Annotated in this window: 10 protein-coding genes; all 10 read left to right on the top strand. The window is 34.9% G+C overall.

Translation table 11 applies throughout. The features are described 5' to 3' along the window. The first annotated feature begins 901 nt into the window (after positions 1-901). The 10 genes from ACWGOQ_RS04780 (at position 902) to ACWGOQ_RS04735 (ending at position 17690) form a co-directional block, all read left to right on the top strand. Positions 902-7321 carry a leucine-rich repeat protein gene (locus ACWGOQ_RS04780; RefSeq protein WP_452056270.1) on the top strand — a complete coding sequence of 2140 codons (6420 nt, stop codon included), beginning with the start codon at positions 902-904 and terminating at the stop codon, positions 7319-7321. A 430-nt stretch (positions 7322-7751) separates the two neighbouring features. Further along, positions 7752-8135, top strand: coding sequence for a hypothetical protein (locus ACWGOQ_RS04775; RefSeq protein WP_452056271.1), 384 nt, complete (start codon positions 7752-7754; stop codon positions 8133-8135). 37 nt (positions 8136-8172) lie between these two features. Next, positions 8173-8718 carry a hypothetical protein gene (locus ACWGOQ_RS04770; RefSeq protein WP_452056272.1) on the top strand — a complete coding sequence of 182 codons (546 nt, stop codon included), beginning with the start codon at positions 8173-8175 and terminating at the stop codon, positions 8716-8718. A gap of 183 nt (positions 8719-8901) precedes the next feature. Next, positions 8902-10662, top strand: coding sequence for a tetratricopeptide repeat protein (locus ACWGOQ_RS04765; RefSeq protein WP_452056273.1), 1761 nt, complete (start codon positions 8902-8904; stop codon positions 10660-10662). A 217-nt stretch (positions 10663-10879) separates the two neighbouring features. Further along, complete coding sequence (locus tag ACWGOQ_RS04760) at positions 10880-12535, top strand: alpha/beta fold hydrolase (protein WP_452056274.1); 1656 nt, start codon at positions 10880-10882, stop codon at positions 12533-12535. A gap of 661 nt (positions 12536-13196) precedes the next feature. After that, the gene (locus tag ACWGOQ_RS04755) at positions 13197-14981 is read left to right on the top strand and encodes a ParB/RepB/Spo0J family partition protein (protein ID WP_452056275.1); all 1785 of its coding nucleotides are present in this window, start codon (positions 13197-13199) and stop codon (positions 14979-14981) included. A 263-nt stretch (positions 14982-15244) separates the two neighbouring features. Next, positions 15245-15406 carry a hypothetical protein gene (locus ACWGOQ_RS04750; protein WP_380032774.1) on the top strand — a complete coding sequence of 54 codons (162 nt, stop codon included), beginning with the start codon at positions 15245-15247 and terminating at the stop codon, positions 15404-15406. Between the two features lie 16 nt (positions 15407-15422). Continuing rightward, entirely contained in the window at positions 15423-16259 is an 837-nt protein-coding gene (locus tag ACWGOQ_RS04745; RefSeq protein ID WP_380032776.1) for a DUF932 domain-containing protein, read from the top strand. 388 nt (positions 16260-16647) lie between these two features. Continuing rightward, positions 16648-17244: a TetR/AcrR family transcriptional regulator gene (locus ACWGOQ_RS04740; RefSeq protein WP_380032984.1), complete on the top strand. Its 597-nt coding sequence runs from the start codon at positions 16648-16650 to the stop codon at positions 17242-17244. Between the two features lie 2 nt (positions 17245-17246). Next, positions 17247-17690, top strand: a complete 444-nt coding sequence (locus ACWGOQ_RS04735) for a hotdog fold thioesterase (RefSeq protein ID WP_452056276.1) — start codon at positions 17247-17249, stop codon at positions 17688-17690. Positions 17691-17980 lie beyond the last annotated feature (290 nt).

Genomic DNA, 17980 nt, shown 5'->3' with positions numbered 1-17980 from the left:
CTACACTTATTTTTAACCAAAATTGATCAACCTGTTTGTCAACATACTATGTAGATATCAACAATAGAAATGTCGGTTAAAAAAGTATTCTACATATCCATGTTGTCGGTAGAGAAATAAGTGTTTTTTCTTTTTTTCGTAAAAACACAATGTTTTACGATAGTAAAAATTTTCTTGTCGATTTGTAGAGAATCTCCTATCCTTCAATTGAAATATTACGATCAGTAAGAATATTGTAATAACATTTTTTTAAGCTATTCAAATGCGCAACATGTTTGTGTAAGGTTGCGTGGTCTTTATATATAGGAACAAATGCCATTGAATATTCCTAAAGCGTTCTTTTGGTTCAGCTATAACAAAAATTCTTAGACGATTATATTTTTGACTAAGAAATTAAAGATGCGGTTTTATTTGTGTTTTAATAGTAAAAATTAGCATTCTTTTGATCGCTGATTTTTCACTTTCAAGGCTTTCTCCTCCTCTTTAGGAGATTTGTTTTGCCAGGCATCTCTTACCCAGACTACTTTAGCCTAAAAAACATAAACCTCTAAATCTTTACTCATGAAAAACGATTTTAAAATTAAAAATACTTTTTTACAACTGCTATCACCTTTATAAAAGAATTACCAACTGGAGCGAGTTACATGAAACACAGATAAATGAAACTCAAAAAAGTAAATTCCCGAAATGGATTGAAAATATGATTTCAAATTATGTGCAAGAGGTCATAGCAATTTAAACAAACATGTCGGTTTTTTACCAACATTTTACGGTTTTGGCATAGTTAGTTTGTGGTGTTGCTAATACTTTTGACCTTTTAAAAAAAAGGATTTTAAAATTTTTAAGAGGTTTTGATGAACCTAAAATTCAATCCTATGTATAGAGTAAAACAACAAATGTTATGAAAACAAGACTACTTATTATCTTTACTGTACTAATTACTACAGTAAGCTTTTCACAGACCTTCACAATTGATAATCTAAATTATGAAGTAATTGATCCTAATCTAAATACTGTAAGTGTAATAGGAGGGTCTAATCTGCCTAACGATTTAGTAATTCCTGAGACTGTGATTGATCCGGCGACAAGCATTTCTTATACGGTTACTACTATTGGTAGAGAAGCTTTTAGAAATAAGGGGTTAACTAGTGTTACCCTACCTCCAACCCTTACTACTCTAGAATTTCGAGCATTTAGAGATAATAGGGGAATCAACAGTATTACAATACCAGCAAATGTAATTTCTATTGGTAACGAATCTTTTTTTAATAATTCGTTAATCCTGGTAATTTCTGAAAACAGTATTCCTCCTTCAATTGCAGGTGGTACTTTTGGAGATAGAAGCCAAATTAGCCTATTTGTTCCTTTGGGTACCGAAATTGATTATAGTAACGCTTCGTGGACCGGTTTCTCTCAAGTAAATGGTCAGCTTCCTGTTAATAGTAGTTTTATTGTAAACAATTTAAATTATAAGATAACTTCTTCAAACCCAAATACTGTAGAAGTAATTGGGGGGAGTGTTACAGGGGAGTTAATAATTCCTGATAGTGTAGTAGCTCCAGATGGTTTTAGTTATACTATTACATCTGTTGGTAACCGTGCATTCGAAAACCAAGGTATTACAGGTTTGAGTATTCCAAATACAGTAACCGAGATAAAATCTTTGGCATTTCATGAAAATCAAATTACAGAAACTACTCTTCCTAACAGTGTTACTTCAATTGGATTCAGAGCTTTTCGATTTAATCAATTGAGCAATATAAATATTCCTGATAGTGTTACCTCAATAGGTAATGGAGCTTTTGAAGGCAATCAATTAATTAATGTAGCAATTCCTGAAGGAGTTACCACCATCGAACAACATTCTTTTAGAAGCAACCAACTACAAACTGTTATTATACCCAGTACAGTCACTTCGATAGGAAATAGTGCTTTTAGAAATAATCAATTGACCATAATAACGTTGCCAGGTAACATCTTATCAATAGAAAGTTTTGCCTTCAGAGAAAATCCAAGTCTGGAGAGTATAGTTTCAGAAGCTTCTGTTCCACCAGTTATCGCAGGTGATGCGTTTGAGAATAGAAATACTATAGATCTATTTATTCCGGATAATACAGCTGGTGCTTACGAAAGTGGAGGATGGACCGGTTTTAGATCTATCAATGGATTTTTTCCTACATTACTTTGCCAAGATATCACAGTTCCATTAGGCGCTGATGGCGGGGTAACAATAATTGAGTCAGAAATAAATTTAGAATTCGAAAATAATGCCCCAACGAACGCTGCTGTATTTTCTCAGGATATTTTTGATTGTTCTAATGTAGGAGATAATGAAATAACTTTGACGGTAACCAATGTGCTTGGAAACTCTAGTAGTTGCACCGTGATAGTTACTGTTGAAGATAGGATAAATCCAACAGTAGAGTGTCGTGATATTACTATACAATTAGATAGCAATGACCAGGTATCAATATCGGTTGCGGATATAGAGTTTGAAAGCTTTGATAACTGTAACATAGATAATAAAAATATTAGTAAGGAGAGCTTTGGTATCGCAGATATAGGAGAAAATGAGGTGATTCTAACCATTACCGATCAAGTCGGAAATTCCTCTAGTTGTATTGCTTTAGTTACTGTAGTAGCGAATGATTTTCCGGTAGCAAACTGTAAGGATATTACAGTACAACTAGATGCTACTGGCCAAACCAAAATAACAAGTGCAGATATAGAGGCAGGCTCTACAGATACTGTAGGTATAGCATCAATTACGGTATCTCCAGAAACCTTCGATTGTTCGAATCTAGGTGATAACGAAGTTACACTAACGGTTACTAACACCCGCGGAAATTCCTCTACCTGTACAGCTATTGTTACCGTAGAAGATACAACCGCACCAACGATCACTTGTCCGGCAGATGTTATACAGGATTGTGCTGGCTTTATCACATATCCGTTACCTGACTTCTCAGAAGATATATGCGGATTTCTTGACGTACCTACAACAGTTGATGGTTTTAGTTTGTTAGGGAATTTTGGTAATAGCACTTATTTTATTTCGAATGTACCAATTAGCGGTACACAAGCTTTTGCAGAAGTTCAGCAAAACGGATATGAAATTATTACAATAAATAATAAAGAAGAAAATGATTTCATAAGAGCTCAAGTTTCAGCTTTGGGAGTTCAGAATGTACTTATAGGATACAATGATCTTACTACCGAAGGTGTATTCGAATGGCAAAGTGGTCAACCGGCAACCTTTACTAATTTTAATCAGGGAGAACCAAATGGTGATAACGGCCAGGATATGGTAGTACTAATTTCAAACACGGGATTATGGAATGACATACCACGCGAGGATAGCAGACCTTATATTATAGAGTATCATGACTATACTTCTGGTGAGCCCATACTGATTTCCGGAATTCCTTCGGGAGGTTTTTTTGCAGGTACCACCGTAAATACATTCTACGTAGAGGACAAAGCAGGAAATAGTACCACCTGCTCGTTTAATGTAACTATAAATGATGTAACAGGTCCAAGCCTTACTTGTAATGAGAATATTGTAGTAGAGGCAGAGTCCGATACCTGCGAAGCCAATGTAATTGTACCAATACCAACCTTTAATGATGATTGTGGAGGAATTTTGATTCCTGATACGTTTAATGTGTCGTATATCTTCAGTACGTCTTCAGAAGAGTTAGAGGACACACCAAGTACTTTACAAAATGTAATACAAAGTGATAAAGATGTGTTATTAGAGCTTACTTTTAGCGGAGATCACGATAACTCTTCAGAAAACTTTGTTTTACTAGGTCCTGATAACACGATCATTTTTGATGAAACAAATTTTAGCCCTGTGTGTGTAGTAACCGTTAAAAATATTAGAGTACCGCAAAACACTTGGAATAGTTGGGTCACTACCTTTGGGAATAATCTTGATTTTATACTTCAAAACAATTCTGTAGTTGATAAGGATCAATGTGATGATGGAAATGAAAATTTTTACAGACTACGTTTACCGGAATTTGGAAACATTTCTCTTTCAAACGACTTTACACAAACAAGGGATGCCAGTGCTTTCTATCCTGTAGGAACCACAACCGTTACCTGGACTGCTAAGGATAAATCAGGTAATAGTGCCACCTGTACACAGACCATTACAGTAAATGACACTGAAGTGCCAAACGCAGTTTGCCAGGATATAACAGCACGTTTAGATGATACCGGACAAGTGATTATCACAGCCGAAGATATTGATGCCGGAAGTACAGATAATTGTAGCATCAATTCAATATCAGTTACTCCTGATACTTTTACAAGTGACAACTTAGGTGATAATGAAGTAACTTTAACAGTCGTTGATCAAAGCGGTAATGAAGCAACTTGTACTGCTATCTTAACAGTAATAGATGATGATTTTCCAGTGGCGGTTTGCCAAAATATTACCATACAACTAGACGAAAACGGCACTGCTAGTATCACTGCACAGGATGTTGATGGAGGATCTTCTGATGCAACCGGAATAGATACATTAACAATTAGTCAAAGCAGTTTTGATTGTTCTGACATAGGTGAAAATACAGTTACCTTAACAGTGACCAATACCTTAGGCAACTCATTAAGTTGTGAGGCTATTGTGATAGTAGAAGACAGTATAGCACCGGTTATTACATGTCCGGCAGATATTATGGTTTCTAACGAAGCTAACTTGTGCGAAACTGAAATTGTGATACCTCTGTTAACAGATATCATTGATAATTGCGGTACCGCAATTATACCGGATACAGGAGTTGTATCTTATCTTTTTGATGAAGAGGACAATTTACAAGATACATCGAGTACTTTAGTTGGTGTAAGCACTACAACAGAAGATGTAGTTTTGAAGTTAAATTTTAGTGGAGATCACAATAGTTCCTCAGAAGTGTTTACGTTAGCTGGTCCTGATAATAGTATTCTTTTTAGTGATTCTGATATAGATCCGGTTTGTATAACAACAGAAGAATTTATTCTAATACCACAAGCTACCTGGAATGATTGGATCACTAATTTTGGAAGCGATCTGAGTTTTACACTTCAAAAGAATATACAAGTTGATAATGATCAATGTGATAGTAATTCAGTCAACTTCTATAGGCTTCGATTACCTCAGTTTGGAGATGTAAGTGTTATTAATGATTATACAGGTACTATTGATGCATCTGGTATCTATCCGACAGGAACCACTGAAGTTACCTGGACTGTTGAAGATATCAGTGGAAATAGCACTTCTTGTATACAAAGAGTTATTTTGGAAGCTGAAACCATTGCTCCAGAAGCTATATGTAAAGATCTCATTGTGCAGTTAGATGAAAATGATACAATAACGATAACAGCAGCAGATGTTGATAACGGGAGTACCGATAATTGCAGTGTCGCAACTATCGAGGTAACACCAAATACTTTTGGACTAACAGAAATAGGAGAAAACACAGTTGTACTTACCGTAACAGATCAAAGCGGAAATGTAGCTACTTGTAGCAGTATTGTCACTGTAGTTCCTAATGATTTTGTGGAAGCAGTTTGTAAGGATATTACCATAAGTTTGGATCAAAACGGGCAGGCGACTATTGCAGGTCAAGATGTTTTTGGTGGTAGTATTGATAGTTCGAATACGGCTGTATTTGATGTTGTACCGAACAGTTTTGATAGTTCTAATATTGGTATAAACTCCGTTATACTTACAGTAACTAATACCGACGGTAGCACTTCTACTTGTAATGCTACCGTAACGGTAATCGACGCAGCTGCTCCTACGGTAGTATGTCAGGATATCACGGTACAGCTCAATGCTAATGGACAAGTTGTAGTGCAGGCATCAGAGATCGATGGTGGATCCTCTGATGTATTTGGGATTGCCTCATTATCAATAGGGTCAGCAGTGGTAGAACCGGCAACACTACCCGGACTATATGCATTGGATCCATTTTCAACTATCAATTTGGCTCGTTATGAGTATGACCCAGTTACCGATGCAATCACGATAGCAGATAATCCTTATGGTGAGACTTCGCTAGAAACTACGGTTTCAATGGATTTTAATCCGATTGATGGTCAGGTATATCTAATCGCAGACTCTCCGACAACGGCCAATAGAGCTCTATTCTTTTATGACTTGGGGACTAACACGCTAGTAAGTGAACTTGGAGACATCAACGCAGCAAATGGAAATTCTAAAGCAAATTCGATGGTATTTGCACCGGATGGTACACTATATGTTTCTTTTGGAAATGGTGACATCAATATCTTGAACATAAATACAATGACTACAACTGCGCTTGCTTCTGCCCCAAAAAATGGTGGTGGTATTGGTTTGGGCTATGATAATGATACGGAACGTTTGATCTATACAAGTCTTAATGAAGACGAATCAGCAGTAGATATCTACGAAATTGATACTACTAGTGGTGATGTGATCTTGTTGTTTTCCTTTATTCAAGGAATTACAGGTTGCGAAGGAACCGCGCAAGCTTTAGAGTATGTTGGAAATGGAAAATTTGTAGCAAGTACGACACAAGGATGTTCAGAAATCTATACAATAGATATAAATACGCAATCTGTCGCTCCATTGTTGAGCCCGGATAGGTTTAATGGGGATATAAAAGCACTATTATACGTATCAGGAAAAGAATCGTCGACACCTGGAGCGTCCATAATATTTGATTGTACTGATATAGGTGTTAATGAAGTTGCTTTAGCAGTGACTGATAGTAATGGCAATACTGCTTCTTGTTTCACGACAGTGACCGTAGAAGATATTTCAGCTCCGCAAATAACCTGCCCTGCAGCTCAAAGCGTAGCAACAGACGAAGGGAGTACATCGTACACTTTACCCGATTATTTCGCTACTGGAGAAACTTTGGCAACTGGTACTTGTGCCAATCCACTGGTTACCTTTACTCAAGATCCAGCACCAGGCACCTTGCTAAGTGAAGGAACTACACTGGTAACGCTTTGCGCTGCAGATGCTCTTGGGGATAAGGTTTGTTGTAGTTTCGAACTTACGATAGATCCTACATTAAGTATTGATGACCTCGAGCTATTTGGAAGTATATCGATGTACCCTAACCCAGCAAATAACATAGTTCATATTTCTAACCCAAGTGAAGTAATATTGAATTCGATAACGATTTATGACGTAAATGGAAGGTTAATCATTTCTGATCAAAACAGTATATCAGACAGTGATATATCTATAAATATATCTAGATTAGAAAGTGGGCCTTATTTCGTAATTATTAAAGGAACACAAGCAAACGTTACTAAACAATTGATAAAAAAATAGAAAGTACTTATTTCTTAGATGATATGAATTAGTCGAATAAGTTATGAATTGACAATCAAGTAGATTTTGATTGAAATTGGGGATGAAGTCCTGAGTGTAATACTCAGGACTTTTTTGTTTTTATGACGATAACTGAGAAATTCATAGTCGTTGGCAATAGCGGTCATGAACAAGAATTATAACTATTAATTGTCGGGTTTTTATCAGTCTTATTCGGATTTGTAATAGTAGAATTAGCAAACCAAACATAATTTTGATAAAAAAAGAAAAGAGATTTTAATAGTCTTTTCTAGAAAAGGAATTTACCTATGAAAAGTGTTATAAAAGTTTGTGAGATAATCTCTAATAGTCCTGAAGAACTAAAGAAATATTCTATACTAACAATTTTAAGAGGCTTTATGTTTTTTAGAATAAAATAAGATTTGGACTCATGAAAAATATAAATATGAGTACGGTGTTGCAGATAGTTGCATTAGCTTTTCTAATTATCATCGGTTATATGACCTTTACTACCAGTGAGAACTGGAAAATTATTACATCAGAACTAGAGAAAGTAAATAAAGAACTTGAGATATCAAAGGATACGCTGGCTATCACAAAAAAACGGTTAGAAAGTACGCGACTGGAGTTCATACAAATGAAAGCTCAAAAGGATCTAATTATCCATAAAAGGGATTCATTACTTTTTGCATTCAAAAGAAAAAATGCCAAAGATTGGGACGAATTACAAAACATCAAAGATTCTATTGAGGTTACCAATAATGAACTAGCAAAAGATCGTCTGTTACTAGATGACCTTTTTGGCCTGAATTAATAAATGATAAGTTGTAGTTAAGATAAAATTAAAAAAAATGAAAAACATAATAATTGTAGTTTTTACATTCTTGGGTTGCGAGCTTTATTGTCAGGAAATAGATTCATTGAAAGTAATCGAAATACCAGAAAATTATGCTGATCGTAACGGAGCACCTTTTGTTGTCAAAAAAGATAGTTTATATGTGTTTAGAACACCAGATGTGTTTTTAGTCAATAAAAAATCATTTTTGGCAATTAAGAATGTATATCAAAGTACAATCAATCAGGATAGGATGACCAAAGAATTGGTAGAAAAGTACACACAGACATTACGAAGAAATATCGATTTGGAAAAGAGATTAAATATCAATTTTACTAAAAGCGACAGTTTAGACCAGATTGTATATCAAAAAACTCAAATTACCCTAAACCACACTCAAAAAGCCTTGGATTATACCATAAATAGTCTGGACAAAGCTTCGAATAGTTTAGAGTTGGTGGAGAAAGCTAGTAAACGACAGAGAAGAAAGAATGTTTTCGAAAAAGTATTGATTGGCGTTGCTGGAGTTGGAGCAGGAATTTTGGTTGGGTTTTCACTTTAAATTGTAGAAAATTGTCTATTTATTTTTCATAAATAAAAGACGGATAAATTAAAAATTATTCAAAATCCTAAGTTAAGCTGGGTTTTTAACATTTATTACTGGTTGGATTAAAAAAATGATGAGTAGTTTTATCACTGTAAAAGTCAGTTTTTAACATTACTTTTCCCTGTAATCCTAGTTTTAATGAATTTTTTTGAAGTTTCTTTTCATCTATCGTATCGACATTTATCTACCAAGAGATCAATGATTTGTGTTGTTGTGGGTGTTCTTTTCTTTATCAGTAAATCTTTTTCATATCAGAAAATAAAAAAGATTGATAGCTTAGAATTGGTTCTGGAGAGCTATACATCAAAAGATACTATACAGATAAACCTTTTGAATACAATAGGGTATGAATATTGGATTGTGGATGCCAATAAATCCATTTTTTTTGGGACAAAAGCGTTACAATTATCTAAAGAACTAGCATATATAAAAGGAGTGGCTAGAGCCAATCGTATTGTGGGTGTTGCCTACTGGGCACAAGGAAACTTAACGACAGCGTTACAATATCTCAATGATGCATATAAAGCATATCAAAGTATACAAAATAAAAAAGGACTGGCTAATACACGGTTAAATATAGGGATGATATATGCAGATCTTCAGGAATATCAGAAGGCAATGCATTATTATGAGCAAGCTATCAACGAATTTACCGCATTGGGTTTAAAAGGTAGAATTGCCACCACATTTACCAAAATCGGTACAATGCTCATTGAGCAACATAAAGATGATGAAGCGTTACAATATTTAACGGATGCATTGCAGATGCATAATGATAATGGTTTTATTTATGGTATTGCTGAAGCACATAGTAAACTGGGTACATTATATCTTCATAAAAATGAAGTAGAGCAAGCGTATTATCATATTAAAAAATCGAAAGAATTAGGTAGTAAAGTCAATGATATTGATGGATTAACTAATAACCTTATCATCCTGGGAAAAATTCTAAGGTTATCGGGTAAACTCGATGAAGCTGCCATAGAAATAAATAAAGGGCTGAAACTTGCCAAAGAAAATAACCAGAAGAAATACGAATTATTTGCTTACGAAGAATTAAAAGAATTAAAAAAACAACAATCTAAACCAGAAGAGGCTTATATTTTTTATGATAAATATATTTCCCTTAGAGACTCCCTTTTCAATCTCGAAAAATCAAAGCAAATAGCATATCTAGAATTTGAAAATGAGCTGGAAAAAAAGGATAAAGAATTGATAATGCTTAAAGCACAAGAAAAAAAAGATGATCTGATTCAACTTATTTTAATTCTTAGTGTGGCCATGTTGTTTATCTGTGGGTGCCTGATTTATATTGTTTCCAGACAACGGGCCAAAAAGAGTAATCAATTGGCTTCAAAAACACAGGAGCTATTAGCATCTGCTCACGCCCTTACACAAAAAGAATTAGAGAATTCTGAACTAAAGCAAAGAGAACTACAACAACAATTGGATTTTAAGAATAAAGAACTAAGCTCCTATACACTTAATTTTATAAAAAAGAATGAGGTCGTACAACAATTACAAAAAACAATAAAAGATATTCAAAAATCTTCTACACTAAAAAAAGATCAATTGGTAACTGACCTTAATAAGATTATTCGAAAAAATTTAAGAATTGATAAGGATTGGGAAGACTTTAGTAGATTTTTCGAAGATGCTCATCAGGGATTTTACACCAAATTGAAATCAAAGCACAATGAACTCAGCACAAATGATTTAAAAATTTGTTCTTTGGTTAGACTGAACCTTAATGTTAAAGAGATGGCCAGTATTCTTGGAATTTCTCCAGATAGCGCAAGAACTGCCAGATACCGTCTTCGTAAAAAGTTAAAACTAACTCCGGAACAGGAAATTTTCACATATCTCGCTCATCTAGAGCAGGAAAAGGAGATAGCATAAATAGAATCTTATTTTACGAAACAAAAATTTATTAAGTTGCTGGAATTTAGTATTTTATAATTTTATTGTCTACAGGTTGTTTATCCTTTTTAACAGTTTATTTTTTGTAGTATACATATTGTAGGTGTCATTTTTATGGAGATAATGTGGGCTTTATCTAATTTTACATTTGTTAGGCTTCTCTAGCATTTTGTAACACTTTTTCAACTTAAATGATATGACAAAACCAAAGACTACATATACCAAGTGCGGTGATATCAATATAGCATATCAGGTATTTGGTTCAGGATCCGTAGACCTTGTATACATTCCGGGATGGGTATCCAATATCGACTACATGTGGTCGTGCCCGGAGTTAGTAAGTTTTTTTGAAGAACTAAGTAAATTTGCAAGGGTAATTCTTTTTGATAAACGCGGAACCGGACTTTCTGATCGTGTTGTAGAGTTCGCTACGCTCGAAGAAAGAATGGAAGATATAACAGCCGTTATGGATGCTGCCGATTCCGAAAGAGCGGTACTTTTTGGGCATTCTGAGGGAGGTAGCGTATCCGCTTTGTTTAGCGCCACATATCCGGATCGTGTTATTTCTTTACTCACTTTTGGTGTTTTTGCAAGAAGGCGATATTCTGAAGATTATCCTTGGGCACCGACGGATCAAGAGCGTAAAGAGGTGTATGATATGATTGAGGATAACTGGGGTGGTGGAGAGATGAATTTAGAATCGCTTGCACCTACAAAGGCTGATGATAAAACTTTTATGGATTGGTTAGCGAGTTATTTCCGTTCTGGTGCAAGCCCAAAAGCAGCTTTGAATCTGACAAAAATGAATACGCAAGTAGACATCGTAGATATTTTAGGATCCATAAAAGTTCCAACGTTATTATTGCAACGCACAGATGATATCGATGTAAGAATCGAAGAAGGACGATTTATAGCAGCACGTATTCCGGGATCAAAACTTGTGGAACTTGAAGGTGATGATCATTTGTTTTGGGTAGGAGATACTGATGTTATTTTAGAAGAAATAAAGGCCTTTATACATACAATAAAGCCAGCACCTGTTTATGAGAAAAAACTGTTTACTGTGATGGTTGGACATATTATTTCTTCTAGTAATCATTGTTCAAAAAATCAAGAACTCATCAAAAAAAATGTACTCCAGTATCACGGAAATATTATAGAACATACCTCAGAAACCTTTATTGCTACCTTTGAAGGGCCTAGTAAGGCGGTAAATTGTGGGTCTGATTTGGTAAAAAGAATGAGAGTCAATGACACCACAATATCCATTGGTATAGATATCAAAGAATGTTATGTGGAGCATTGTATTTGCGAGCAAACTGAAGATTTTGAAATGACAATATTCCAAAGACCAGTCCCTTACCAAATTATTCTTACACAAACTGTAAAAAATTTATTGCTGGGATCTGGAGTATCTCTGGCTCCTCATAAAACCAGGTTCAAGACTGAATCCGGCGAATCGATATCGCTGTACACCGTGGTTGAAAACATAGAGCCAAATACACTTCAAAATTCAGATCAACGTAGCCTGTCGAAACATAATTCCTTTCTAGAAAAAGTACTTCAAAATATTTACAACCATTTGAGCAATGACTGCTTTAGTGTGAATACTCTCTGTAGTGAAATCGGTGTAAGTGAGCGCCAATTACAGCGAAAACTTAAAGTGATTACCAACAAATCTCCTAATCAACTGATTTCTTCTGTTCGTTTACATCACGCGAAAGAATTACTCTTAGACCAACAAAATACTGTGGCAGAAATAGCTTTTCAAACGGGATTTTCCAGTCCTTCTTATTTTTCTAAATGCTTTAAAAAAGAATTTGCAATGAGTCCTTCAGAACTTGTGGGTTAGCAATTAAATAGTATGTGTGATAGGCAATTCAATTTATAATTATTGAATTAGCTTCATAAGCATTAATAAATACCCTTGTATTGGACTTGATCCTTGATCCCTTGATCCTTGATCCTGTATTGTCTAAAGCAATTCAAGGAATGATTGTTTACTAAAAAAAGCCTCTCCATTTTCAGGAAAAGCTTCTCATTGGTTTACTACTAAACCACCCACGCAACAGGCGTGGGACAACACAACTTCGTTCATTGCAAAAAAAAGCTTCAATGTTAGTTGAAGCTTTAGCAATTTTGCGGTCTGGACGGGACTCGAACCTTGCTCAACGAGCCCAGTCGCTGTGGCATTTCTGCCAAATATCTTCTTGAACGTTGACGATTTGTGAACTAATTACCAAAAGTTATAGCTTCATTTGTTTCGTCTTGTGCAAAAATAGTAATTCTTTCCAATTATTAACATCTAATAGCAATAAAAATTAAAAAAATAGAGGAGTTTATTATCATACAATATGACCGCAGTTTAAACTCGTAAAATACTTCCATCAAAAGACTACGGCATAAAGCCAACGCTTCTTCCCCTACTCATTTATTCCGTTTCCTTTTGAGCCAAGATTTTATCTTCCGTTTAGTTTCTGCTTAAATATTGTTTAATCAAAAATTTAAGTATTATGACAACAAAAGCGAGTACCACAAAAAAGCTTAGCAGAACTAAAGTAGCTACAAAAGAAGTAAATGGAAAGAAAGTCCTAACACTTCAAGTTCAGAATTTGCCAATTAGCAAAATTAAGGCTGACCCAAAACAGCCAAGAAAGACATTTGACGAAAGTCATCTAAATCAACTTGCTGAAAGCATCAAAGAACACGGCGTATTACAGCCCATAACAGTCCGAAAGTCTGGAAATGATTTTATCATCGTGATGGGCGAACGCAGGTATCGAGCAAGCAAAATAGCGGGCAAGAAAACGATACCCTGTATTGTGAAAACGTACAAGAACAATGATGTTCTGGAAGTTCAAATCATCGAAAATCTACAAAGACAGGATGTTGAGCCTACAGAAGAAGCAGAAGCGATAGCTTATCTGAGTGAAAAATATCCACCAACTGATATTGCAAAGCGATTGGGCAGAACAGATAACTTCATAAGACAACGCCTAAAGTTGGCAGGACTGATTGAAGGATTTAAACACTTTGTCCGTAATGGCGAAATGACAATTTCATTGGGTGTCGGTGTAGCACTTTTTGAACCGGAAGAACAACAGATGATGTTGGAAACTATGGGCGAAGAATTTAGTGCCCATCAAATCAATAGGATGATAAAAAATCAGACCTATGATTTGGAAAAAGCATCTTTTGATGTAGCTGACAAAAAATTAGTACCAAAAGCTCGGTCTTGTGTAGAATGTCCCTTTAATGCAGCGAATCAAGGCAACCTGTTTAGCGATGGTAAAATGGTCTGTACAAAATCAGCTTGTTACGAAACGAAGAAAAGCAAGTCATTCTTGAACCTGATTGAGAAATCGAAGAAAGATAATATTCTTCTAATCCCAGAAATACGGAAGTATTGGGCAGACGAGGAAAACAATCAGCTCATTATTTCACAGTTAGAAAAGAACGGTTTGAAGGTTTATTTGCTGGATGATGTTGAAGTCATCAAAAATCCGATGAAGCCAACAATTGAGGACATCAAGAAAGAATACCAACATTATGATTATTCCGAAGATGAATTAAAAGCGGAATTAGACGAAGCAATCCAGAACTACGAAGAAGAATTAGATAAATACAATTCAGCCAAAGAAAATGGATTTGTGAATGGCATCGTGTTCCATCCTGAAACATACCAACACGAAGAAGTGTTTGTAAGAGTTGTTGAAAAATCGAAAAATGAATCGACAACATATTCAGCACCTTTGGAAAACAGAAAAATGGCTGATTGTACACCTGAAGAACAAATCATCAAAATCAACGAAAGGGAAATCCGCAAGAAGCAGATTGATAACAACAAGCAATTTGAAGAAGTTGTGGAAATGATTAGAGAGACCAAATACATTGATACCAAGAAAACACTTTCGGTTGATGAAATGGTCGCGTTCTCATTGACGTTATATGAAAACAATGTAGATTATGTTGGACGACAAAGATTTTTTTCAAAACTATTGGGCAATACGTCCAAGATAACAGATGTGGGAATTGTCGAGAATTTCAAAAAGAAGTTCAAAAAAGAAATCTTTCATAAGTTGATACGGTATATCCTAACAAAACAAGTCCATTTTGGCGAAAGCAATCACGTAAATAATCTAACGAACATTTCATTCTACACTGCGATGCAAGGTTATTACAAATCTAAGATTGCTGAGGTTGAGGTAACATACGCTGAAAAAAGAAACAAGCGTGAAGCACGTTTGAAAGAGCGAATAGCAGTTCTTGAAAAGAAAATTCAAGAACTCAACGAGTAGCTTTTGTTGTTTGAAGAAGGCTCGGCATTCGTGCTGGCTCTTCTTCTTTTTTATTCTAACTTTTAAAAGGGCTAAAAATAATGAGTGCATAATAATCAATCAATAGTAGAGCAAAGGTAAACTCGTAAAATACACCCATCAAAAGACTACGGCATAAAGCCAATGCTTCTTCCCCTACTCATTTATTCCGTTTCCTTTTGAGCTGAGATTTTAGCTTCCGTTTGGGTTCTGCTCAAATATTGTTTAACTAAAATTTCAGCATTATGAAACAAGTATCTCAAATTCCCAACATTGCCCTTCAAGAAGCAGAAGAACACTATCAGTCAAGTAGAGAGAATTACACCATTGAAGGTGCAGAAAGCCACCTGGCTTATTACAGAGACAAGCATCCAGTCTACTACGCTGTATTGTCACAAAATGTTTAATCTAAATTCAAAAGCTATGTATTTACAAAATTTACAGCAGGATAAAATCTTTGTTCCATCAGAAATGAAATCCTTAAAAACTTTGACACAGATGGAATCCCGACGAGGGCTTGAAAATGCCATAATTTCAAATGGGAAAATCGTAAATGTCGTATCGAACAGCTACGGACACATTCCGAATCAACTATTCTTCAAGAAAGCTGAAGAAATGTTAACAGATGCACAACTGAACTTTCATAAACGCACCATCAACAAAAATGACAGGTCGTTTATTACTGACTTTATCATCGACGATAAAAGTCACTTTACTGTAAAAAACGATAAGGACTTGATACTGCCAATGCTTCGGTTCAAAAATTCTTATGACGGTAGTGAAAAGACTTCTGGACACTTTGGTTTTTATAGACAGGTTTGTTCAAACGGACTACACGTTTCTCAGGCAGAAATTGAGTTTTCAATCAAGCATAGTAAGAATAATACACACTTGATTATGCCGAGACTGAACAACTTGTTCGATAAGTTTCTGGACAATGAATTCTATACTATAACCAAGAAATTCGATAAGATGAAAGAGTTTAAAATCATCGATACACAAGAGTTCGTAAAAGCAATTCTCGATAAGACAAAACTCTTTAAATATGAATGTAGCGACAAGAACAGCGACCCTTCGAAGAAATCTCGTGAAGTAATCGAAATCTTAAACTATGAAGCTTTGCTACTAAATGAAGAACCAAATCTTTGGTTAGGTTATAACGCCTTCAATGCAGTATTACACAATACGTTGAAAAAGAGCTTTGGCCAACAGGAACGATTGGATAAAAAGCTATTCGACGAAGTCTATGAAATGGCTTAGAATCTAAAGGTTTATCCAGTACCTTAAACTGGATTTTTTTACACAAGTAACTGGTTTGTAAAATTAAAGTTTCAATACCACTCAGCACATTCCCCTACATTCCACGCTTACCTGCCGAAAAAAGCAGGGAACCACTACATTACGTGAAAAGAGCTTCCTTATACATATCTTGGACACAATCCTCAATTTCAGCTTTCCATACCGTTAACCCTTCCCGATACTCTGGGAAGGAACACTTCATTCCTTAGCCAAAATTGTGAATCAAGTCCGCCTGAGTAAAAAATCAGATTGGACATTAAAACAATTTTTTCACAACAAATTAGGAAAATAATATTATATTATTTACTGCATAATAATTTAACAGCAAGCACTTAAATCAATGCAAGAGATGAGGGACAAAATCATCGAGAAATCAACAGAAATGTTCCTAATACGAGGTTCAAAGGGATTAACTATGGATACAATTGCTTATGAAATGGGGATTTCTAAAAAAACCATATATAAATACTTCAATACTAAGAGAGAACTTGTAGAAGCTGGGTCAGAATATTTATTTCATAAAATCACAGATGGCATTGATAAAATTATAGAATTGAATGAAAACCCAATTAAGGAAATGTTTCTTATCAGAGATTTCGTTTTTTATGTTTTGAAAAGCGAAAACACTTCACCATACCATCAATTCAAAAAATATTTTCCCGAAATATACCAATCTTTGATGACTCGCCAATTTGCTGAAATGGACAGGTGTATTACCAAAAACCTAAAGAAAGGAATGGAACAAGGATTGTATTGCAACGAAATTAATATTAAACTGATAAGCCGTTTCTTTTTTATTGGAGTAAACAATATTAAAGACCAGAACATATTCAATCTAAAACATTTTACAGCTCTTGAAATCAATGAGGCTTATTTAAACTTCTATTTAAGAGCCATCTGTACCCAAAAAGGATTAGACTATTTAAACAATCATAAAAATTTATGAAAATGATTCAAAAAAATAAAGAATTTCTAAAAGAAACAATTGAAGAAAAAATACCAATCCACAAGTTTCTTGGGTTAAAGTTATTGGTTCTTGAAAAAGGATTTGTAAAAGTAAGTGTTCCTTTTAGAGATGAAGTCGTAGGAGATATTAGAAGAAATAGATGGCACGGTGGTATCATTGCCACAATAATGGATTCTGTAGGAGGGATAGCAGGCGGCACCCATTTTACATCTTTTGAGGATAAATTAGCAACAATTGATTTAAGAATAGATTATCTAAAAGGAGCAGAAGCATTACCAATAATTGTCGAAGGAAAAATTGTTAGATTAGGCAATAGAATACTTGTAACAAAAATGAAAGCATATCAAAATGAAGAATTAATTGCTGAGGGAAAAGGTGTATATAATTTTATACGAATAGATAATTCAGATAGTAGTTACTCTTAAAATAGATGAAAAGATTGACCAATTAGAAAAACTTCTTCAAATAAGTCAAATCAACAATATAACCCACTCAGCACATTCCCCTGCATTTCGCGAAAAGCTACATTCCGGAAAAAGAGCTTCACTACACAAGTCTTGGACACAATCCCCAATTTTAGCTTTCCATTCCGCTAACCCTTTCCGCTTTGCTGAAAGGAACACTTCATTCCTTTGCCAAAATTGTGAATCAAGTCCGCTTTCTCATCGGAAAGCCATCACTTCGATTTTCTTAACAGGATTTTCGGCGCGGTCTT

Source organism: Aquimarina ulvae (assembly GCF_053613295.3).
Note: the sequence above shows the minus strand (reverse complement) of the source record. Positions and strands in the feature narration are given on the sequence as shown.

Bases quoted from the DNA above. Each gene is read 5' to 3' on its own strand.
- ACWGOQ_RS04755 (WP_452056275.1), top strand. From the start codon at position 13,197: ATGACAACAAAAGCGAGTACCACAAAAAAGCTTAGCAGAACTAAAGTA.
- ACWGOQ_RS04750 (WP_380032774.1), top strand. From the start codon at position 15,245: ATGAAACAAGTATCTCAAATTCCCAACATTGCCCTTCAAGAAGCAGAA.
- ACWGOQ_RS04745 (WP_380032776.1), top strand. From the start codon at position 15,423: ATGTATTTACAAAATTTACAGCAGGATAAAATCTTTGTTCCATCAGAA.
- ACWGOQ_RS04780 (WP_452056270.1), top strand. From the start codon at position 902: ATGAAAACAAGACTACTTATTATCTTTACTGTACTAATTACTACAGTA.
- ACWGOQ_RS04775 (WP_452056271.1), top strand. From the start codon at position 7,752: ATGAAAAATATAAATATGAGTACGGTGTTGCAGATAGTTGCATTAGCT.
- ACWGOQ_RS04770 (WP_452056272.1), top strand. From the start codon at position 8,173: ATGAAAAACATAATAATTGTAGTTTTTACATTCTTGGGTTGCGAGCTT.
- ACWGOQ_RS04760 (WP_452056274.1), top strand. From the start codon at position 10,880: ATGACAAAACCAAAGACTACATATACCAAGTGCGGTGATATCAATATA.
- ACWGOQ_RS04765 (WP_452056273.1), top strand. From the start codon at position 8,902: ATGAATTTTTTTGAAGTTTCTTTTCATCTATCGTATCGACATTTATCT.
- ACWGOQ_RS04740 (WP_380032984.1), top strand. From the start codon at position 16,648: ATGAGGGACAAAATCATCGAGAAATCAACAGAAATGTTCCTAATACGA.
- ACWGOQ_RS04735 (WP_452056276.1), top strand. From the start codon at position 17,247: ATGATTCAAAAAAATAAAGAATTTCTAAAAGAAACAATTGAAGAAAAA.